Source organism: Aneurinibacillus sp. REN35, assembly GCF_041379945.2.
In the GTDB taxonomy this organism is placed as follows: Bacteria; Bacillota; Bacilli; order Aneurinibacillales; family Aneurinibacillaceae; genus Aneurinibacillus.
The window spans coordinates 555,199-576,475 of sequence record NZ_JBFTXJ020000001.1 but is presented as its reverse complement, the minus strand read 5'-3'; the positions used below and the strand labels follow the sequence as shown (position 1 = coordinate 576,475).

The 21,277-nt window shown below is 48.5% G+C and carries 25 protein-coding genes; 2 read left to right on the top strand and 23 right to left on the bottom strand.

All coding sequences use genetic code 11. From position 1 onward, the window contains the following. Positions 1-77: 77 nt before the first annotated feature. A complete protein-coding gene (locus AB3351_RS02780) occupies positions 78-1,178 on the bottom strand; it encodes a DUF3900 domain-containing protein (protein WP_371145587.1) in 1,101 nt (366 codons plus the stop codon). A 171-nt stretch (positions 1,179-1,349) separates the two neighbouring features. Between AB3351_RS02780 and AB3351_RS02775 the strand changes: the two genes are divergently transcribed. Continuing rightward, a complete protein-coding gene (locus AB3351_RS02775) occupies positions 1,350-2,135 on the top strand; it encodes a DUF4931 domain-containing protein (protein ID WP_371145586.1) in 786 nt (261 codons plus the stop codon). Between the two features lie 98 nt (positions 2,136-2,233). On the opposite strand, the gene AB3351_RS02770 is transcribed toward AB3351_RS02775, so the two are convergent. The 4 genes from AB3351_RS02770 to AB3351_RS02755 form a co-directional block, all read right to left on the bottom strand. Further along, positions 2,234-3,433, bottom strand: coding sequence for a Ger(x)C family spore germination protein (locus AB3351_RS02770; protein ID WP_371145585.1), 1,200 nt, complete (start codon positions 3,431-3,433; stop codon positions 2,234-2,236). After that, positions 3,430-4,971: a spore germination protein gene (locus AB3351_RS02765; protein WP_371145584.1), complete on the bottom strand. Its 1,542-nt coding sequence runs from the start codon at positions 4,969-4,971 to the stop codon at positions 3,430-3,432. The genes AB3351_RS02770 and AB3351_RS02765 overlap by 4 nt, the downstream gene beginning before the upstream one ends. Continuing rightward, a complete protein-coding gene (locus AB3351_RS02760) occupies positions 4,968-6,062 on the bottom strand; it encodes a GerAB/ArcD/ProY family transporter (RefSeq protein WP_371145583.1) in 1,095 nt (364 codons plus the stop codon). The genes AB3351_RS02765 and AB3351_RS02760 overlap by 4 nt, the downstream gene beginning before the upstream one ends. 161 nt (positions 6,063-6,223) lie before the next feature. After that, positions 6,224-6,991, bottom strand: a complete 768-nt coding sequence (locus tag AB3351_RS02755) for a DUF3050 domain-containing protein (RefSeq protein WP_371145582.1) — start codon at positions 6,989-6,991, stop codon at positions 6,224-6,226. Positions 6,992-7,149: 158 nt separating this feature from the next. Here AB3351_RS02755 and AB3351_RS02750 point away from each other — a divergent pair, with 158 nt between their 5' ends. Further along, positions 7,150-7,608, top strand: a complete 459-nt coding sequence (locus AB3351_RS02750) for a YhcN/YlaJ family sporulation lipoprotein (protein ID WP_371145581.1) — start codon at positions 7,150-7,152, stop codon at positions 7,606-7,608. Here AB3351_RS02750 and AB3351_RS02745 read toward each other — a convergent pair. From AB3351_RS02745 to eutC (AB3351_RS02660), 18 genes are all read right to left on the bottom strand, one after another. Further along, the gene (locus tag AB3351_RS02745; protein WP_371145580.1) at positions 7,580-7,996 is read right to left on the bottom strand and encodes an acyl-CoA thioesterase; all 417 of its coding nucleotides are present in this window, start codon (positions 7,994-7,996) and stop codon (positions 7,580-7,582) included. The genes AB3351_RS02750 and AB3351_RS02745 overlap by 29 nt on opposite strands. 110 nt (positions 7,997-8,106) lie before the next feature. Beyond that, complete coding sequence (locus tag AB3351_RS02740) at positions 8,107-8,430, bottom strand: hypothetical protein (protein ID WP_371145579.1); 324 nt, start codon at positions 8,428-8,430, stop codon at positions 8,107-8,109. A gap of 207 nt (positions 8,431-8,637) precedes the next feature. Next, on the bottom strand, positions 8,638-8,862 hold the full coding sequence (locus tag AB3351_RS02735) for a hypothetical protein (RefSeq protein WP_371145578.1): 225 nt from the start codon (positions 8,860-8,862) through the stop codon (positions 8,638-8,640). Positions 8,863-8,928: 66 nt separating this feature from the next. Next, positions 8,929-9,360: a hypothetical protein gene (locus tag AB3351_RS02730; protein ID WP_371145577.1), complete on the bottom strand. Its 432-nt coding sequence runs from the start codon at positions 9,358-9,360 to the stop codon at positions 8,929-8,931. Continuing rightward, positions 9,357-9,536: a hypothetical protein gene (locus AB3351_RS02725; protein ID WP_371145576.1), complete on the bottom strand. Its 180-nt coding sequence runs from the start codon at positions 9,534-9,536 to the stop codon at positions 9,357-9,359. Before AB3351_RS02725 ends, AB3351_RS02730 begins: the two co-directional genes overlap by 4 nt. A 57-nt stretch (positions 9,537-9,593) precedes the next feature. After that, the gene (locus tag AB3351_RS02720; protein ID WP_371145575.1) at positions 9,594-10,994 is read right to left on the bottom strand and encodes an aspartate kinase; all 1,401 of its coding nucleotides are present in this window, start codon (positions 10,992-10,994) and stop codon (positions 9,594-9,596) included. Positions 10,995-11,116: 122 nt separating this feature from the next. After that, positions 11,117-11,773, bottom strand: a complete 657-nt coding sequence (locus AB3351_RS02715; RefSeq protein WP_371145574.1) for a reverse transcriptase-like protein — start codon at positions 11,771-11,773, stop codon at positions 11,117-11,119. Positions 11,774-11,830: 57 nt separating this feature from the next. Then, positions 11,831-12,472 (bottom strand): hypothetical protein, encoded by a 642-nt coding sequence (locus AB3351_RS02710; RefSeq protein WP_371145573.1) that lies wholly within the window; start codon positions 12,470-12,472, stop codon positions 11,831-11,833. A gap of 189 nt (positions 12,473-12,661) precedes the next feature. Then, positions 12,662-13,963 (bottom strand): ethanolamine utilization protein EutH, encoded by a 1,302-nt coding sequence (gene eutH, locus AB3351_RS02705; protein WP_371145572.1) that lies wholly within the window; start codon positions 13,961-13,963, stop codon positions 12,662-12,664. Between the two features lie 40 nt (positions 13,964-14,003). Beyond that, a complete protein-coding gene (eutC, locus tag AB3351_RS02700; RefSeq protein WP_371145571.1) occupies positions 14,004-14,900 on the bottom strand; it encodes an ethanolamine ammonia-lyase subunit EutC in 897 nt (298 codons plus the stop codon). Positions 14,901-14,914: 14 nt separating this feature from the next. Then, a complete protein-coding gene (locus AB3351_RS02695) occupies positions 14,915-16,276 on the bottom strand; it encodes an ethanolamine ammonia-lyase subunit EutB (RefSeq protein WP_371145570.1) in 1,362 nt (453 codons plus the stop codon). A gap of 27 nt (positions 16,277-16,303) precedes the next feature. Beyond that, positions 16,304-16,726: a BMC domain-containing protein gene (locus AB3351_RS02690; RefSeq protein ID WP_371145569.1), complete on the bottom strand. Its 423-nt coding sequence runs from the start codon at positions 16,724-16,726 to the stop codon at positions 16,304-16,306. 7 nt (positions 16,727-16,733) lie between these two features. Then, positions 16,734-17,006 (bottom strand): EutN/CcmL family microcompartment protein, encoded by a 273-nt coding sequence (locus tag AB3351_RS02685; RefSeq protein WP_371145568.1) that lies wholly within the window; start codon positions 17,004-17,006, stop codon positions 16,734-16,736. A 7-nt stretch (positions 17,007-17,013) separates the two neighbouring features. Further along, entirely contained in the window at positions 17,014-17,739 is a 726-nt protein-coding gene (locus AB3351_RS02680) for a hypothetical protein (protein ID WP_371145567.1), read from the bottom strand. Beyond that, the gene (gene eutM, locus AB3351_RS02675; protein ID WP_371145566.1) at positions 17,739-18,032 is read right to left on the bottom strand and encodes an ethanolamine utilization microcompartment protein EutM; all 294 of its coding nucleotides are present in this window, start codon (positions 18,030-18,032) and stop codon (positions 17,739-17,741) included. Before eutM ends, AB3351_RS02680 begins: the two co-directional genes overlap by 1 nt. A gap of 41 nt (positions 18,033-18,073) precedes the next feature. Next, complete coding sequence (locus AB3351_RS02670) at positions 18,074-19,606, bottom strand: acetaldehyde dehydrogenase (acetylating) (protein WP_371145565.1); 1,533 nt, start codon at positions 19,604-19,606, stop codon at positions 18,074-18,076. A gap of 24 nt (positions 19,607-19,630) precedes the next feature. Next, positions 19,631-20,284: an ethanolamine utilization microcompartment protein EutL gene (gene eutL, locus AB3351_RS02665; RefSeq protein WP_371145564.1), complete on the bottom strand. Its 654-nt coding sequence runs from the start codon at positions 20,282-20,284 to the stop codon at positions 19,631-19,633. Positions 20,285-20,303: 19 nt separating this feature from the next. Beyond that, positions 20,304-21,275: an ethanolamine ammonia-lyase subunit EutC gene (eutC, locus tag AB3351_RS02660; RefSeq protein WP_371145563.1), complete on the bottom strand. Its 972-nt coding sequence runs from the start codon at positions 21,273-21,275 to the stop codon at positions 20,304-20,306. Between the last annotated feature and the right edge of the window lie 2 nt (positions 21,276-21,277).

Below are 21,277 nucleotides of genomic sequence, written 5' to 3'. Positions count from 1 at the left end.
GAAAAAGTAACGGGAAAATGCAAAAAAGCTGTTCGGCACTTTCCCAAACAGCTCTCTCTTCTTCATACAGCGATCAATTAAAACGGGGGCTGGTCATCGTCTTCTACAGAATGCGTGCGGCTCGCCGGCTTTTGTGCAATGCGTGAAAGCACATGCTCAAGTTCATCTGGTCGAAGCAATTCCACCGGAGAGACCCCCTTCTCAAATTCGAAGGTGTCTCCTTCAATCAACAGAACATACCGATCATTCAGCTTTGCAATATGGAGGCTCTCTCCAAAGTCGGCAAGCAAAGCCTTCACGCTAACATGGTCTAACTTCAGCTTCATCTCCAAATCCGGCTTCTGTTCCGTAAGCGCAGCCGCAGCCTCGACAACCTGCTCATTGGACCACTTCTCCTGCAGTTCACGCTTCTCGCTTGCCGCCCAGATCTCCATTGCTTCTTCTTCCTGCTTGCGTTCCTGGCTTTCTTCCTCGTAAGCAACTTCAATATACTGCTGCACCATTCCCATCACTTGCGTATTGACAATTTCGGGCAGCGATTGTTCATATTCAACGAATTTCAAGAAATCTTCAAAATACCGGGCATGGGATGACTGGTGAATTTTCAATTCCCACTCCTCTACCATCCCCTCTTCCGGCATATGAGGGTATTGAATGGATTTCATATTTTTTGCGCTGATCGCCATCTCAACCTCACTAATAAGACTGCGTTCATCCGTTACCGTAGCAATTTTCGGCTCAAAATCACATTTTAATACGAAAACAAACGGGTCATCAAAATATTTGGTGAGCTTGGCCTGTACAATAATCAGTGCGCCACCACGAATCGCACTTGTATGCATATAGGCACGTACCAAGTCTTCACTCTCCCGCCGGAATTCTTCCTTATCAGAGGCATGACGCAGGCGAGAGAACAGGTTAAAGTTCGGGTTGCTATCAAGCTCGTATTCCGGCTCCACAATGAAGCGGCCGATTTTTGTCGGTGCCTGCTCCGTCTTCGGGTTGCGCTCCACTTTGCGTTTGGCGATGCGGCTAAACTCACCATCTAAGAATTCTTTAAGAGCGCTATTTATGTATTCAACTTCACCTAAGGTTTGGTAATGCTTATGTCCTTTCTCTGCTCCCTCCGCTTCACCGCGGACGACGAAAAAAGAAAGAAAGCGTACAGTAAACTCCATCTCTGTCTATCTCCCGTTCTTCAGTGTTGTGTCGAGTCTTATTGTAGCCTTTTTACACACATCATGAAAGGGGGATAATAGGGAAAGTGTATGCCGATATTTCCATTTCGAAAAAAATTCAGTATCATTTTAGATGTACATCAAATCTTATAGAGATAAAGAGGATGGTCTATGTATACATATATGAACTTTCAATCAGGCGTGGCACGGACCAAGCCGTCTACACTGTGGAATACCGAGGACAGCTGCCCATTCTGTGATCGGAAGACAATCCGTACAGAGGGCGTCGTGTTAAACGAAAGCGGCCCTTTCTTATTAATCGAGAACAAATTCCAAACGCTTGAGCGTGCGTATCAAATGGTACTGATCGAGACACAAACATGTGAAGATGACCTATCAACGTATGATAAAGCTCACCTGCATGCGCTGTTCGAATTTGCCATAAAAAATTGGGAAGCACTGGAAGCCAGTAAAAAATACCGCTCCGTGATCTTCTTTAAGAACCACGGTATTCATTCAGGCGGCTCCATCTATCATGCCCATATGCAGCTTGTAGGTCTGTATGACGATGACTACCGGGAACATCTGCGTACCGAACAATTCGCAGGTCTGCTTATTGATCAGGCCCCCGGTGTCGAATTCAACCTATCAACCCGGCCGCGTGGAGGATTCACCGAATTCAACGTTGTGCTCAGCGATCGAAAGAACCTGCATAAAATGGCGGAATATGTGCAGATTGCCGTACATTTTTTGCTCCATCATATGAATCGGCGCTATAAAAGCTATAATATTTTCTTCTACGAATACGACGGCAGGCTGATCGCCAAAATCGTCCTCCGCGCCCCCGGTTCTCCGTATTTGATGGGATATTCCATCATTCAGGTGCCGAACACACTTGAGGATACCGTGCGCCGTGTCCAATCATTATACTTCTCTACCGAACATGAGCAGCGCTAGCTCTTTAAAGGGCAGCAGCATGTAAATATAACAGAGGCTGACCCATTGCGACGGGAAGCCCCTGTTATGTTTATCTTTAGTTTGACTATAGAGGCATGTTATTTACTTCCAGGTTCAGATTCATTTGGCGCACTTTTTTTTGTAAGAGGAGCTCCCCCTTTCAGCCGGAGCTGCTCAGATGTCTTAATATTTGCCGTTACTTTTATATTCAGCGATTCCTTTGTCAGCGGAAAGCGCCCATTTGCCGTCAATCTGTGAAATTCCTTAGGCCTCTTAATATAGAGTCCATTTAGAAGAGAATAAAAATCGGCTTTTATCTTGATCCCTTCTTCATACGTGTGGCGAATCTCTTCGGCAATCATTGCTTCTGCTTTTCTCCGTATGCCTCTCTCCGTAAGGGCCGATGTGACACCCAGAATAGCTCCATGGGTTTTTACATGCACATTGCAAACAATCCTATCCCCTTTAATCGTATAATCCACCTTTACTTTCGGGTTATAAAAGATAACGTCAAATAGCTTATCCTTGCCTAATGAGCCTGTCAAAAGCATCCGCTTGCTGTTCTCATTCATCCAACGGTATCCGTTCAGCCCCCGGCCCGAGATTCTTCCCTTCCAACGATTTTCCACCAATACGTTCACACTATCCATCATCAACGCGTCAAACTTCTGCTTTTCGCTCTCCCATCTCCCCTTGCTAATACTTAGTTCTGGAAGCAGGGCGGTCGTAGACAGCCTGTGATTTTCTCGTAATACCTCCTGCATGGACTTTGGCTCCACATAGGAGCGCTGTTCATACCGATCATTTGGTGAGCCCAGAACAGAAAATACAGGAGATTCAAACAAAATCGGAATGGTTGCCAACAGCTTATCCGGCTGCTCCCGCGTACTATACATCCATAGTGTGTAGCGGATTTCACTGTAACGAGCAAGAAAATTCACTACCTCATCTACACCGTATTTAAGTGCCTCATCCGTGAACACAAGCGTCTCCATATGCCCCCAATAAATGCGCCTGTCGCTTGTCTTATATATATCATGAATCGCCTCATCAACGGTCCGCCCCTTCCCTTTACCAATCCATATTCGAGAGCTGCTGCTTTGCTGGCCTCCGCTCTCCGCCTTAGCCAAATGGGGAAAATACAGAAGCGAGACGTATATTGTATAACTCCCTTTCTTATAATCGATGCCAAGCGTGTGAGCATAATACATATTCGTTATCTCTTTGATGCTCCAACAGCCGCACAACGTAGGGAACAGGAGAAAAACAATTATACAACTACTTATCTTCTTTTTCATTCCTGGTTATCTCCCTGCCGCGTACGATCTTCCCCCTGAAGAAAACTTGGACGACGCTTAATTAGTTTCCATGGACGACGGACAAAAGCAGACAAGAACTCACCTGGAATGAACGGGGAAACAGGAGCCAGATATGGAATTCCAAATGATTGGACTGTTCCAAGATAGAGCACCAGAAGCAATATGCTAGAAATAAAGCCAAATAAACCGAAGATGGCGGATAGAAAAAGAACGACTAAACGAACGATGGATACAACTCCTGTTAAGGATTGATTCACAAGGGTAAATCCGGACACGGACGCAATCGCCGTAAGAACTACCATCGACGGGCTTGTCAACCCGGCGCGGATGGCGGCATCCCCAATGATTAACCCCCCAACAACTGATAGCGTCTGCCCGACATTACTTGGCAGGCGCAGTCCCGCCTCTCTAAAGAGCTCAAACATGAACAGCATAATGAACGCTTCGATCGGTGCAGGAAACGGTACTCCTCTGCGTGATTCAGACAACGTCGCAAGAAGAGGCAGCGGGATTTGGTCCTGATGGAAGGACGAGAGCGCAACCCAGAATCCCGGCAGGAATAAAGCAATAATCAGCCCCATAAGCCGGATCAAAATCTCAAACGACGGAATAATGTAGAGCAAATTATTGTCTTCCGGTGACTTCAACATGACGAAAAGGTTCGTCGGACCAATCAGTACAGTCGGTGCACCATCCACAACAATCACAAAGCGGCCTCGCAAAAGTCCTGATACTGCAAAATCAGGTCGTCCCGTATAGTCAAGAACCGGAAAAAACATGTACGTCCTATTGACAACCAGCTCCTCTAGCTGTGCACTGCTGCCCAAAGCATCGACGTCAATGCTTTGAAGATTGCGCTTCACTTCTTCAAGAGCCTGCTGGTCTACCACATCAGATATATAAAGAAGGCCCACCTTTGTTTGACTTCTTCTGCCCACAATGAACTGTTCATAGCGTAGGGAAGGCGTTAATAGCCGCTTGCGAATGAGCGCCACATTTATCCCGATCTCCTCAATGAATCCGTCACTTGGTCCGCGCACCGATACTTCTGTATTGGATTCATCAGGAGTCCGCTGCGGATGTTGCGATGTATCCACTACGTAGACGGCAGCTATTCCGTTAATAAAAATCGCCAGCTTCCCATCCAATACTTCCCTTGTTATTTTGGCCCACTCCGTTTCCTCTGTCGCATCGGAAATTGCCCACGATTGCGGCAGTTGGGCTGTTACTACTTCTTTTATTGTTTTGTTAGCGAACCAATTCCTAAGCATAGGGAGAATTTCTTCATTCGTACGCCTCTTATCTGTCATACCTTCACAATACACGACAAGAAGTTCAATGCTCCCACCGCTCGTAGCAAAGAGAAGCGGCTGATTTTTTACATCATGACAGGAGGCAAATACAGCTTCGATTATTTGTTTATTTACGGCAAGATCTTTTGTGACAAAAACGGGTGTGGTGGGAGAAGCTGCCTGTTCCTGCTTCTTGGATTCTCTGTTAAATCGCCATTTTTTCATGCTTCTCTCACCTTCTCCTTCTTTTTCACAAGCGAAAGGACACCAAGTAAAAGCGATAGGAAAAGCATCATAACAAACAGCACCGGGAGCAGCCACTTATACAACAACTCAAGAAATATCATGTCGCTTATTGGGAGAAGAACCGCTGCAACCAGAAGGAGCATAACGATAGCAAGAAAATACCAGCGTTTTTTACCTGGTTGGATCTCCAGCACTTCCGCCATCAAATACAAGCTGAATGAGAGACGAATAAAAGAGCCAACCAACCACTGGTAGATAGAGAAAAAGTCTACACGCTCGAAATACTTGCCAAAGGACAGCAGCCGCCACTCTTCATACGCAGGATAACGAAGCGCCTTCGATCCAAAGACGCCGAATTCTGCGATCGCTCCGGTTGTCGGACCTAACGTAAGAACAATGAAGATAATAGCTAGCACAATAAAGGTTGAATATTTAACTTTTGATTTAAGGTGATGCTGAAAAAAGACAAGCAGCATACCTTCCACAAAACCGGAGGCCACATACATCATCCCCAATAGAGTAGGTTGATAGCCGTGTTCAAAGACCGGCAGAATGTACGCATAATCTTTTCTTGGAATGTTTCCTGCGGAGACAAAAAAGCCTAAAAAAATAACAAACGGCAAAAGAACCCCGTTAGCAACCGCCAGCGTACGTATACCGGAACAACTGCCTATGAAGCAAATCGGTGCAAGCAAAAGCAGAATCGCCCATATAGGTGTCGCTTCCAAAAAGGACGTATTCGCCCATGTAGTTGTGTCCTTTAGCGTAATAAAGCTGGTTAACAGCAGATGGATCACGACCAAAGCCGCAACAAGCCAAGCCATTGGCTTTCCAAACCGCTGCTTAATCCACACAATCGGGTGCTTCTGCTGCGTTTTTTTCATAATAAAGTAAATCAGGCCAAACCAAATAAATAAAATGACTCCTGCGGCAAGGATGGATATCCAAGCATCCCTCCCGGCCGCTCTGAATATACATGGTATGACAATAACGTGCGCTAATATCCCTGAAAAGCCCATCAATAAAAGAATAGCGTCTAGCGTATTGATCTTATAGGTGGATGGAACCATGGACACTCTCCCTTCCACTTCCCCACTTCTCTATTCATGGCGGAAGTTAGGTTTATTTTGAATAAGAACGAGCGAAATTATGTACAAAATGCCAAGGTCCGGCAGCACGCACAAAAAAACCGGACTGCCCTTATGGACAGCCCGGTTTCTTTTATCACTATTTATATCCCTCTTTGCTTAATTTCAGCAAGCACACCATCCCACAGCCTTCCACGCATCAGCAGCGAACGACGTGCCACATCCAGCGCTTCTTCTGTCTTGCGATCATCTTGCCCGCATAGGCTATCGAGCAGCTTCTGTGCCAGCGGCCCGTGCTCGTCTCCATCCAATTCAATATGACGGCGCAAATAATAGTCCAAACGACCGTTATTCGCCCCTTCCTTGTCCAATGCATCGACCAGCAGTTCAAACATGTCCGGAATCAAATCCTCACGTCCATAGAAGAAAGCGGCAGCCACTTCATGCACCGATCCGTTCATGGCCGTATACATGTTATAGGTGACAAATTCACGCACAGATACAGGAATGCACTCCTGTTTCAGCGCTTCCTGATAATCTTCCCCATCCCCCAGCGCTCTAAGGAAGGCATAAATCGGCGCGGTATCCGCTCCCACTTCATCCATTGCCTCCAAATACAACTGAAAATGACTGGCATACCCGCCTCGACCATCTTCATCCGATTCTTCGCCTAATACGATCTCATTGATAAAACGCGTATAAGCAGGTGTCTCATACGGCATCCACGGCACTTCCACGGATGTAACCTCACGCTGCAGCCGTTTTAATAGCGTCATAAAATCCCATACCGCAAATACATGATGCTTCATCATCACCCGTACCCGAGCAGGGGTTGTCATCTGTTTATACATCGGATGAGCGAGCAGCTCATCGCGTACCGCCTGTAATGTGTGTAATGCTATTGAACGCATACGATCCTCCATTTTTTTGCAATCTCTTTACTTTACTTACATACCCACGATTTCCAGTGTATATTCACCCTACTTATTATACAAGCAAAATGACATAGCACATACTTTTGTGACTATAAGCCAGAAAGAACGGACAAAATGGGGAAGAGGTGAGAATCATGCGCAAAAAGAGAACCTGTACATTCATTGTTTTGTCCGCTCTCTGGTGCTTGTTTATTATGGGTGCTTGCAGTATTCGCTCAAGCAGTCCTGTCGGCCCAAGTCATGTGAATGCCAACCCTATAAATGAGACACAGATGAATGCAAGCGTGCTTGCCGAGCAAACAGCGCGCAGCATTCTTGGCGTAGCAAGCGCATCTGCAATCGTCTACGAGAAGGATATTATCGTTGGCCTTCGTCTGAGTAATTATACACGCAGCAAAAAATCCATTGAGCAGGATGTACAAACGGCCGTATCTCGTCAATTCCCTGGCTATTCCGTATATATTACGTCCAGTCGGACACTCTATTCACGCATTCGTCTGCTGTGCAGTCAAATAGAGCAGGGGCGGCCTTACGCTACCATCGCAGGCAGCGTAGAGGAAATGATCAAGGCTTTATCTTCTCCGGCTTCGTAGAAAGCAGGTGGACGGCCAGCGCCTGCCGTATTTCCGTGCTGATGGGACACGATTTCTGAGTTTCGTAGTCAAAATATACATAGGTTGCTTTTCCTGTGGCACACACTTGTCCCTTCTGATGCGCTTCTTCATAAAGCGTGAAGCTCGCGCTGCCGATACGTTCCACCCAACCGCGCACCTCCACATCTTCCCCGAAGTACAACTGTCGCTGGAAATCAATCTGCATCGTAACAATAATCAGCGGGAACGTTCGCATATCTGCTGTCGGATTAAACAGCTTATAGATGTCAGTACGCGCAGCTTCGAACCAAACGGGAAGTGCTGTGTTGCTGATATGACCTGTTCCATTTGTCTCGGACATACGCGGTGTAATCACTGTCTTATACATAGCTCTCTCCTTTTTCTCTTTCTCTCTTGTTTCCTTTTCGCTGTTCGGCTGTCAAATCCCTTTTCTCCACAGCAAAAGAGCGTGCGCATGGCGCACGCCCTCACTAATGCTCAGGAGTCTTCCCCTCGCTCCACTTCCTCTCCAGACGGTTCAGCCAGGTCGCGAATGCTTACTCTCCCTGTCCGATTCGTATCGAGAAATTTAACACGGGCATCAATAGGTACACCTGTGTCATCCTGTATGAAGCCGATTACGATGCAGCGGCGGTCCCGATGCTTTTTTTTCAACGCATTTAATGGACGTACAATGTACTCTTTGCCCAACTCAATTCTGACGGCGTAATGCTGTTGATCGTTTATGTATGTATTAACCATGCAGGCGGTAACCTTACCGCGACGGTCTGTAAAAAAATCAATATAGCTTGACGTCACCATGCTTCCCTCGCTCTCTTCCTGTTTCTTCCTTCAATAGACCTTTTATACTCATTTTAATACATTAATTAATCCTTTAAGATCATAATAATGATTTATCCATCATTTTTCCATATCTTTTTACACTGTATAAAAGGTGTAAATTTCTAATATATAGCAAAAAGAGCCCCGACAAGGGCTCAAGTAGGAGCTTCAAGCAGGATGTGACAATCATTCAACGCTTGCAAAGCGTCCGACGATTTCACCGCTTTCGTAACTTTTTAAGGCATCACGATACGAAATTAAATTATTATCTTTAAGAAATGTAGAGAACTCAGCTTCGGAAAGGTGCGCGGTGAGCGTTTCATCTTCAAGCACAAAAGATGTCCGGCCCCCTTTTACCGCATCAAAGTACATTGTATGAGAACAAGTTGGCTGTAATTTTACTTCAATCATAAAAAAAGCCCCTCCTTCACTTTTATTTTGTCCACGGGCGAACAAAATATGTGAAGAAGGAGCGTTCTATTCCTTCCGTATAAACGTGAGTGGAAACGTTTCTTTGCGGTTCGGACTCCACTCCACTGTTACTGTAAATGCCTGATTCTCGTCCGTTAGCTTACATGCCGTGCATTCCATACGAGATACAATGCCGCTCTTATTATTCATGTTGTCTTCCTTGCCGTTTACTTCTTGGGTAAGTCCCGACATTTGATAACGAACATTGTATACAGAATCAATATCTGCTGACTTGTAAGAGAGGCGAAGAATTTGCTGTTCACGGTCTGTACCAGGCGTATGCACTGCTGTCAGAATCGCTTTCCAGTTATCTGACTGACCTACATAGATGATGTTCTCTTTTTTATCTCCACACCCGACAAGAAGTACTGCACACAGGCACATCAACAACACCAGAAAGCTGATTCGGCCCGATAGAGGGACATTGCTGTGTCTCACAGACTCATAACTTCCTGTGCGATTTTAATATTTTGTGCGCCTTCTTTTTTCTTCTCGGACGCAAAGGCCTTGGCTTCTTCAAGCGAAGCGAATTCTTGGACCTTCTTGTACAAAAAACCAAAATCCGTCATGGCATCATAAATGACCATATACATCATCACCGTGCGCAGCCGCATCCAAGTCTCTATACGAGACTCTAGCTTTGCGCTTCCCCCCTCACCATATAATCATAGCTAGCGCAAGCTGAACGCTTCTTTAGTGCTTTCCTCTGCATCCAGTGCTTTCTCATTAAAAAACTCTTCATAGATGGCACGTACCGCTTTTTCTTCATCCATCGCTTTAACCCCAAACATCATGCTTACTTCAGAAGAGCCTTGATTAATCATCTCGATATTTACACGAGCTCGCGCCAGCGCACCGGCTGCGCGTGCTGTCGTCCCTACATTATGGCGCATGCCTTCTCCTACAATCATAATCATCGACATCTCGCGTTCGAACACAAGATCATCGACGGCAAGCTCTGTGCGGATGCGCTCTGTAATACGCGCTTCCATCGCATCGTCAATTTTATCATCACGTAAAATAACAGAGATATCATCAATTCCTGATGGAATATGTTCATAAGACAATTGCTCATCTTCAAGAATATGAAGCAGACGGCGTCCAAAACCAATTTCACGGTTCATTAAGTATTTGCTGACATAAATACTGCAAAAACCTGATGCGCTGGCGATGCCGACCACCGGATTGCCATTGCCTTCCCGCTCAAATACGATCATCGTCCCTGGAGCAGATGGATTGTTCGTATTTTTTATGCAGACAGGTATGCCAGCCCGAAACGCAGGAATAAGCGCTTCATCATGGAATACAGAAAAGCCTGCATAGGATAGCTCACGCATCTCACGGTACGTAAGCTTCTGGATGGATGTCGGATTCTCTACGATATTCGGATTAGCGGCGAACACGGAATCCACATCGGTAAAATTCTCATACAAATCAGCTTTGACAGCCGCTGCAAGAATAGAGCCCGTAATGTCGGAGCCGCCACGCGAGAAGGTCACCAATTCACCAGACGGAGCATAACCGAAGAAGCCAGGGAAAATCAACAGACCCTCTCGATCACGAAGCGCCTTTAGATTCTCATAGGACTCCGGTAAGACCTGAGCATTGCCATGCTCTTCACTTACGAACAGACCGGCCTCCTTTGGGTTAACATAGCTTGCCTGCACGCCTAAGCTTACAAGATAATGCGCTACAACTTTTGCGTTATTGTCTTCTCCGCTCGCCTTCATTGCATCCATGAACATGTCTGGCTGACTGCGGTCAAGCGTAAGGCGCTCCCGTAAGTCAGCTTCAATCAAATCCACAATATCTCTTGGAAGCGATAATCCTTCCGCGATGTCGCGGTACCGATCTACGACAGCGGCAAGTTCCGCTTCCGCTTCACCTTCCGCAACGTACTTCTCTGCTAATGCAATGAGCAGATCTGTCACTTTCGTATCCGACTTGTCCCGTTTTCCCGGTGCTGAAACAATCACAATTTTTCTTTCTGGATCAGCGAGCACAATATCACATACTTTTTTAATCTGTGCGGCGCTGGCCAGAGATGTACCTCCGAATTTTGCTACCTTCATCTCTCTGTCCCCCACTTCTGTATTGCAAGGCTGTCCTTGACGTTTTTTTCTATTTTTCGAATACTCATATATTATACTTTTGCGACAAAAAAGAAAATACCTGTACACGTTTTGGGCTTATATTATAATTGCTTGCGGCTAAAAATCAACTCACCCTTAAGCGCCTGCCCTGCAAGCATATCCGCTTCCTTGTTCTCAGCGCGGCCGATCGCCTCATAGCGCGCCTTCAGCCCCAACTCGCGCAGCTTGGCTTCAATGCGATCCACCCAGCGATTCTCCCCTTCTTCAAACACGGGCCATTCGCCGTCCAACTGATTGATCACAACCTGCGAATCACCGCGGAAGACAACGGGCAGATGATGCACACCGAGCGCTTCAAGTTCACGGAGCGCAAGCCAGAAGGCCGCATACTCGGCGTCATTATTCGATTCGATCGCTTCTGCCGATTCATTCTTCCGAATTCGATACGATTTTCCTGTCTGCTCAAAATAAATCACCGCGCCAAGACCAGCTACCCGATATTCTTTATTGTAGCCTCCGTCAAAATACACAACGATATGGTGCGGCTCCGTCTCGATTTCTTTGAGCAGCTTTTCAAGTTCCTTTTTCGTCCACAACTCTCCACTCTCATCTTCAAAAGCTATCGACTCCATGCGGCCTGTTTTCTCGATGTCTTTAGCAAGCTGCAATGCCTCTGTCGCTTCTATAATCTGCGAAGTAAATGCAGTGCTCTTCTTCTGCCGCGGCGCTTTATACTCCCATAGAATGCTAACCTTCATCGCATCTTCCTCCTGTTAAAAAATCCCGCCATACATCGACGGGATTTCATGTTTACATTATTTTACGTAGCGCAGCGATTGTTTACGCGTGTTTACATATTGCTTATATATCTCAGAGATTTCTTCAAGCCGATCCCAATCGAGAATTTCGTCCGCATCCTCTTCCACCCGCACAATGTCCTTATCGCCAAGCGACATGATCGGATGTTTGAGCTGCTCGCTTTCCGCACGATATGTTTCTTCATTCTCGCGGTATCCTGCTAGATTTACATACATAGTATCCGTTCCGGGCATTTGCAGCAGATATACATCATCACTCATGACTACCATAACAGGCTGCTCGTTCTGATCCAGAAAATCTTTTGCAATAATGGCGACGCCCTCGCTTGTCTCCAATACGTCCCATTCCGCATAATGCTCTGCCAGTTCTTCATCCATCGTCTGATTGTAGCGTGCCTGCAGCATTTCTCTTAAAATCCCGCGCATCTCTTCCGCTTCTTCGTGCGTATGAAAGTATACTTCATTTCCGTTCTCGATAAACCCGCCATGCTCAAGGGCAAGATCGCGATAGCTCGTACCAAGCACCTTATCGATGCTATCATTGCGAAGAAGTCCTTCTTTTGCATTTACTGATACAAGATAGTATGTAACTTCTTTTAATGAATCAACGTACCTGTTCACTTTAACCGTGATTTCCATCCATAAACCTCCTAAAAATGCTGCCTTGTAAAGCTTGCCCAAAATCAACTTACATTGCATTTTAACATTTTCTACGCGCTTCTTTCAAATGGTTGCACCCGAATTTACACGAAAAAAATAGCAAGCGCACCTCATCTCATCCGTAACGGTTCAATAAGGCCGCTTGCTACTCCATGCAAATTCAATGCGCTACAGTCCGCTCAACTTCGGATCGTACGGCTGTTCATCCCCCTCTAGCGGGATGTTTACCTTCTCATTCGGGTCTAAATATTCTCGCTCGCCAATGATTCCTTCCGCGCGATCACGCGCTTCCAACTCCAAGGCTTTTGGCACCGATAGCCAATAGGCGAAAAGTACAGCAATCACTCCAGCTCCAAGTTTGCCAATAATAATTGGCAGAATCATCGTAGGCTGAAAATTGGCTGTGAATGAAAGATGGTCTCCCAAAAGGAACGCTGCACACACCCCGAATGAAATATTAACAACTTTATCTTTGGGAGGCATAGATTTTACAAGACGGAACATGGCTAGAATATTAGCCATTGTAGCCAAAAAACCGGCGCTGCCTACCGGACTTAGTCCCAGCTTCCCGCCAACGGCTTCGAGCGGCTTGGCCAGGTATTTACGGACAAGATACACAAACGGAAAGGCACCGGCCAGCATAATACCGATAAAGCCTGCCGTTTCAAGACCGCGTACCGGATTCTCATCGTCTGCAATGATCGGATCAAAGCCCCAGCCGCCAAAAATCATGCTGAAGAAGCCGGTAAAGTATTCAACAATGGACGCGACTAATACCAGCTTAATAAAGGCGTCAATGCCTCTACCAAACCAGATAAATCCTCGGATCATCACATTCGGGAAGAAACGCAGCCCAAGAGCGATAAGTACCACAAGTATGACAAGTGGGGATAAGTTCAACATAATTTGTCCGAAACTAAGGGCAAGCTGATAGGTCGCTTCTCCATTTGTTGCAATGACTTCACGAATTTTCGCATCGGATACAAGCATTAAGATACTGGCAATAAACACACCGATCGGTACGGTCAAAATCCCTGACATGACACCAAGTGCCATATATTTGTAGTCGCGCTTATCGAGCATGGCAAGCCCCATCGGAATGGAAAATACAATGGTTGCTCCTGCCATATAGCCTGTCATGGTCGCCATAATCCAGCCTTCTTTGGTCTGGGCAAGCTTCTCTGCAAGCTGATATCCGCCCATATCCATGGCAATGATCGAGGTTGCCGCGATGGATGGGTCAGCCCCCATTGCATGAAATAAAGGGCCGAATACGGCTTGAATGAGCTGCGATAGATACGGAATGGACGCCATAATCCCCGCAGCGGGAACAAAAATATATCCGACGGAATGCAAACCCTCCATAAATTCACGGCCCAGCCCTTTTTCACTGTCACGAATTGCCGCAATGGCACCCGCTACTGCCGCCACCATCATTACATAAATCACATAATTCCCGAATTGTGCCACATCCAACCCTCCTTTACATGGATACGAAAATGGGTATTAACTAACTATTTCGACTATTCTTCTTTCGCATATATGTGACGCCGCTTGCCTGCTCGGCAATCATGTCATGCAGCAGGTCTGCTAGATGCGCACCCGCTTCCACTGGAGGAAAGCCGCCCTTATGAATATTTGAAATTACCGTACGATCCGCCTCTACAGTATGCTGTCCCGGTCGATAGATGATATAGGCGCTTACACTCTCCGCCGTAGCAAGTCCCGGCCGCTCCCCTATGAGGGAGATAACAGCATCGCAATCGACAATCGACGCAACATGATCCTGTACCCAGACACGGGACCTTTTGACAAAAAGAGGACGACCGACACTTACGCCTTTTAACTTCAGCCCCTGCATGAGCGATCCTAGTAAATCACGGGCATTTGCCTCGATAGCAGATGAACTAAGTCCATCACAGACAAGAATTTGCACATTTTTTTGTTTATCCCCATGTTGGGCAAGCCAACGCGCCGACTCATCGGAGAGCCTGCGCCCTTTATCTAGATCCATTAGATACGTATCCATCTCTTCTGCCTGCGTTGTTAGTATAGGCAAATCAAGTTCCTCAGCAAATGTATGCGCTACATCCTTCATAACTGCATCCTGCGCCGCAGCATGATCGATGCGGAATTGCAGGTAGCTGCGCGTGCGCATTCTTGTACCGGCGCGTCCGATCCCGATGCGGGCCGGCGTACTCCGCTGCGCTCGTTCTATCGTCTGCAGCATATGCGGATGCAAAACGCCCATCTCCTTTTCCTCCGGGAACAAGATCACATCATCGATTGGCGGCACGTCCGATTCATTCTTTGCCATATTTACGTTTTCCTCGCGTGACGCCGCAAACTTGCGCGTAAGCTCGCGCAGTACTTGTTCTACGATTTGTTCTACCCTTGCCTCGTTCAATCCACTCACCTCCTCTACTCAAAAATCGATAAGTCTCCTGCCCGATCAGTTAGACGCCCATCTTCCATAATCCCCATTGTCTCCAACCATTTCTCAAACTCTTTTAACGGACGCAGACCCAGCATCTCACGCAGGCTGGCATCATCATGGTAGCTTGTATCTTGATAATTGAGCATGACGTCATCTCCGCCCGGTACGCCCATATAGAAGTTAGCGCCCGCAAGTGCTGTAAGCATGCCCGCGATCTCCTGATCATTCTGGTCGGCATGCATATGATTCGTATACGTTGGGGCGATTCCCATCGGCAGACCGTGCAGCTTGCCCATGAATATATCTTCTAGATCGGCGCGGATCATCTGACGCCCGTCATAGAGTGTCTCAGGCCCGATGAATCCAGACACATTATTGACCATAAACGGCTGCCAGCGGCGCGCATATCCATATGTTCGGGCTTCTAGCGTCTGCATATCCACACCGCTATCCGCTGCAAGTGAGACTTCAGAGCCTTGGCCGGTTTCAAAGTACATTACATTAGGACCCGCTGATGTACCTTGACGCCGCATAAGAGCTACCCCTTCATCAAGCAGCTCAGCATTGACCCCAAACGCATCGTTTGCCTGCTGTGTACCTGCAAGACTCTGGAACATAAGAGCAATCGGCGCGCCGCGCTTCAGCGCATGAATCTGTGTGGTAATATGTGCCAGCACACAATTCTGGGTGGGAATCTGCCATTTTTGTATGAAGTCGTGTGACATATGAAGAAGACGGGAGACCGATTCTACCGTATCAACATTCGGATTGATGCCGATGACCGCATCACCCGAGCCATAAGATAAGCCTTCCTTCATAGAGAAGAGAATCCCTTCCGGATCATCATTCGGATGATTCGGCTGGCAGCGAAAAGCCAGGCGTCCGCTCTCCCCAATCAGTGTGTTGCAATGTGCTGTGGGCCTAATTTTCTGTGATGCCATAACCAGATCTATGCTCGACATAAGCTTAGCTACGGCGGAAATCATCTCGCTTGTCAGCCCGCGCCCAAGACGGGTGAGTGCATGCGTACCGCTTTCATGCGACAAAATATAATCGCGCAGCTCTCCCACACTCCAACCCTTTATGTCATGATAAATAGAAAGATTCAAATCATCATAGATGATACGTGTGACTTCATCTTGCTCATACGGAAGAGCTGGATGTTCATACATATCCGCCAGCGTCAGCTCGCTGAGCACGACTTTGGCCGCCATGCGTTCAAGCGCTGATTCCGCTGCGATGCGCGCCATCCGATCGCCCGACTTCTCTTCACTGGCTTTGGCCAGCACTTCCGTAACCGATGTGAATGAATAGCGTGTGCCTTTCACAATACACGAGAGTCTCATCCACTACCTTCCCCCTCCCTTATCCTATCAATCCTGACGCTTATCCGCTTCTTCTTCCACTTCAGATGGTGCGGGCAAGGTCGGTGTATCTTCCTCATTTTTTTTGCGGCGATTTCCGGCCCCTCTCCCCACCTTCTTCTCTACTGTTTCAGATATAGAAGATACGGGTTCAGCCGATTCAGGCTTTTTTAATACAGCATGCACCTCATCATCCGGACGGGGAATAAAGTGGGCTGACACCAGCTCGCCTACCCGCCCAGCCGCTGCCTTTCCCGCTTCCAAAGCAGCCTGCACCGCGCCCACATCGCCTTCAATAAAAATCGTTACAAGCGCAGCATCCACCTTCTCCTGCGACAGCAATCGCACATCAGCCGCCTTAACCATCGCATCGGCTGCTTCAATCGAACCGATGAGTCCTCTTGTTTCAATCATACCAAGCGCTTTTGCCATGATTCATTCACCTGCTTTCCACATCAATTGAATCCACTATGCCGATGATGACCGCATCCACAGGCACATCTCGCTCGGGAATGGCGAACCGGGCAGCACTGCCCGTCGTGATCATTACCGTATCACCAATGCCTGCGCCAATGCGGTCAGCGGCAATCACCGGCGCATCAATCGGCGCGCCGGCTGTATCTTCGAGCTGAACAAAAAGAAATTTAAGACCTGTCAGTCCATCCTCCTTGCGCGTTGCCCATACGTTTCCAATGACCGTTCCCATGCGCATGACGCGCTCACCCCTCGTCCACTTGAATGCTTACGCCGTTGGTCCGTGCCGCATCCCTCGCCAGCGGTGTAACAACTGTAGACGGCGACACGTACAAAGTATGTTCTCTTGTCTTTTGTATATCGCTGTGCGTCAGCACCTTACCCGCAAAGACCGCGCTTCGCTCCCTGCGTACTTTACCGCCATCGCCTTCTGCCTCCGTCTCCTGTATCGCTTCTGCGGAGAGAGCGAGTACATCAGCCATAGAGCCAAGCGCTGCACCAAATGACACCAACTCCGCTGCATGCGTGCGCAAATGCTGCCGGTAGCGCTTGGCCGTTGCAGGAAGCACGGCCATGCCTGTATTTTGATCCAAGAGCCACTTCAGCGAGGCACAGGGAACCAATAAAGTAGGAATGCCTTGAAGCAGACCTTCAGCCAACAATTGGCTCTCTACTGTTCCGGTTAATCCGAGCGCACCACGCATAAGCAAATCCTGGTCAGCCTGCAAAAAGACCAAGCGCTTGACATCGCGCTGCAGCGAAACCTGTTCTACCTCCGCTACATTGGCATGATAGACATTCCATTCTGTCTGTAATTCTTTCTCTACGACGCTCACAGCCTGCGGCTCAAACTCACTCGGATAGACAAGCAACAGTCCAGGCTTGACTTCACTCCTCCCGCCTGCCCCGGGCTGAAGTCGGCCAAGCACCTCCGCAACGATGCGTTCAATGAGGGCTGTATCGTATGACATTATTGCTGTGGTTCAAATTTTGGCAGGATGCTCTCAAGCTCATTGTGCGGACGCGGGATGACGTGAACAGACAGCAGTTCTCCAACGCGCTGCGCCGCTGCTGCACCCGCATCCGTAGCAGCCTTGACCGCACCTACATCGCCGCGGACCAATACGGTAACCAATCCGCCGCCTACATGTACTTTTCCAACCAAGTGTACGTTTGCCGCCTTTACCATCGCGTCAGCCGCCTCTACGGAAGCAACCAGTCCTTTCGTTTCAATCATTCCGAGTGCCGTTAATTCTCTTGCCATGATTTATTCCTCCTCATTTGGATCATTATTTTATTTGCTTACTATAATTTTGCAAGCACCTGATCGACCAGTGCCGCGACAGTGTGTTTATCCACACGGCCAATCTGTCCAGTCTTAGCAAGCACCTGTGCAACCACTTCCTGAATTTGTTCCTCTTCACTCTGGATGGAGGATGCTGTTTGCTTCGTACCTCCACTACCGCTGCCTGCCTTTGGAACCGTTATGTCCTTGATTCCATAGGCGAGGCGTTTGAGATTCATCAGATGGTGTGCGCTCAGGTTATCGGAGGTAATGTTACCACCGAATGTACCGCAGCCAAGCGTCATGGAAGCGGCAAGTCCTGTCGTTGCCCCAACAGCACCAAGAGAAGATGGGGTATTGACGAGAATGCGGGAGACAGGGAGACGAAGCGCCATTGCACGAGCTATCTCTTCGTCTTCCGTGTGCAGTGACAGCGTATGCCCGCGGCCGCCGAGCGCAAGCAATCTCTCACAAAGATCACTCGCTTCCTGCCAGCCGCCTACCGTATATAAGGCAAGGATAGGAGATAGCTTCTCGATGGAGAAAGGAACTTCCTTATGCACCTCCGTTTCCTCGGCAAGCAGAAGAGTCGTCCCTGCCGGTACACGAATGCCCGCCATCTCAGCAATTACGGCTGCTTTTTTGCCTACAATCGCAGAATTAAGCTTCCCGCGCACCGGGGAGATGACATTCTCCACCTTCTTTTTCTCTTCTTCACTCAGGATATAGGCGCCGCCGTTGCGAAATCCTCTAAGCGCCTGCTCCCGCACGTTGCGATCGACAATAACCGCTTGCTCTGATGCGCAAATCGTGCCATTATCAAACGTCTTGCTGTCAATAATGCGCTGTACGGCTTTAGCTGTATTTGCTGTTTTTTCGATATAGACCGGTACATTGCCGGGACCAACTCCATAAGCCGGCTTACCCGAGCTGTATGCGGCCCGTACCAGACCGCTTCCCCCGGTCGACAGGATGAGATTGACATCCTTATGCTTCATTAGCCCTTCCGTTGCTTCCATCGTCGGCTCTTCAATCCAGCCGATGATACCTTCCGGTGCTCCTGCCGCCACAGCCGCCTTCAGGCAGACACGCGCCGCTTCAATCGTACAGCGTGCCGCTGACGGATGAGGACTGAATACGATCGCATTGCGTGCCTTGAGTGCAATCAGGCTCTTGAAAATGGCAGTGGATGTGGGATTGGTTACTGGAACAATGCCTGCAATCACACCGAATGGTGAAGCGATTTCTACCACTTTCTCTTCCGGAATCTCACGGACGATGCCAACTGTTTTGACGCTTGCAATGGATTCATATACATCCCTTGAGCCAACCTGATTCTTAATCGCCTTATGCTCGACGATACCAAGTCCGGTCTCTTCCACCGCCAACCGCGCCAGCTCATAGGCCTGCTCATAGGCTGCATCGGCCATTGCCTTGACGATGCGGTCCACCTGTTCTTGTGAATAGCCCTTAAATTCCTGCTGGGCTGCCTTCGCCCGGCGAACCGCATGCCGCATAAGCTGCAGCGATTGCAAATCCTTATCTAGCTGCACAATTGATCACTCCTTTCCGCTTTTCTACCAAACCAAGGGATTCTGGGCCACACGAATAATCGTATCGCGAAAGGCTGCGGCAGCCGCCTCGCACGCTGATTGCGAACCTGTCAACAGCCCGCCGCCGAAATTCGTTTCCGAAGGTGGTCCATAGAAGGCGGCCAATTGTACATCGGCTGCTTTGAGTGCTGCATCGAGGCCATATACCGCTTCGAGCGGCGGGGCAATAAGATAAGCCAGCGGTTCACCTTCATTAATGCCTGCAACCTTGGACAAATACGTGCCGGTCCGAGGAATCACATGAGCATATAACGCATGCGAACCATCTTCATTGAGCGCTTCAAAATGCGCGTCATGTTGGATGATATGCTGCGCGGCCTCAAGTCCGCTTTCTACTTCATCTGGAGTAGGCCCGGCAATCATTCCGATAAATTCCCCCGAAAGCGGACCTGAAGCATGGGCCGCCCCGGCATAGAACGAGCGCGCATAGACGACATCCACCTCCGCCCGCTTGGTAGCCTCATCAAGCGCTGTATAGCCGATATCATCAATCGTAACCGTCAGTATGCCTACACTGCGCTGTCCAGACACCAGTCCGAGCTTTTCTGCAAGCGCTGCGTCCACATTCGGAATCATGCGCACCGCCAGCACATCCGCTTTAATCGGCTGAAGATTCATACGTTCTCTCCCTCCTTCCCTACTGTTCTTTTTGAATGAGCGACACACCGCTCGCTTCGTATTTCAAAATCTTCTGGATCACTTCTCCCAAATACGCTCCAGCTTCGACCGGAGGAATGCCGCCTGCGTGAATGTTAGAGATTACCATCCGGTCTGCTTCTACGACGCCTTTGCGCGGACGATAGCACAGGTACGCGCTTAGCGATTCTGCGCTTACAAGCCCCGGGCGCTCCCCGATCAACAGGACCACAACATCCGGCTCTAGCACTTCGCCGATGTCATCCATAACCGCTACACGTCCCCGCTCCACAAAAAACGGGGTACCCATCTCAATTCCTAACGTAGTGAGTGATTGTGTAAGTGCCAGGTACACATCTTCTACATTGGCTTCAACCGCCTGCGAACTAAGTCCGTCCGAGATGACAATCTGTACCTTCGGTTTCTTCTTGCAGCGCTTGCGAAGCGCCTCCTTGGCTTCATCGCTTAAACGCCTCCCAAGGTCCGGGCGCAAAATGTACTCTTCCTTACTGTCCACCTGGGTCGTGACAGTGAATACGCCAAGCTCTTTTAGAACATTTTCTGCTACCGTCCCATACACCGCATCAACAGCGGCCGCATGATCATAGCGAAAGGTGAGCCATGCATTCGTTTTTGGCCGCAGTCCAGCCCGACCGATCCCGATACGTGCCGGCGTCTGCTTCATCAGCTCTCGTAGCTGCTCTGTATTCTTTGGTTTCTCAACCCCTGAAGCTTCCGTCTCTGACACCTTTGTCGGCGCGGCTTTCGGGGTCGGAGAGGTCCTGGAGGGTGGCGTATGCGGTGCTGCTTGCTGCTCGCTTTCCACATGATTCCATATCTTTACGGAGCCGAAGGTACGTTTCTTCTCCATCGTCTGCAATGAAGTGGGGGAGGCCGGTGCATCCTTGCCCTCTGCAGCTTTCAGCTTCTCCATTACCAAGCGGGTCACAGTTTCGATTAGCTGCTGATCCATAT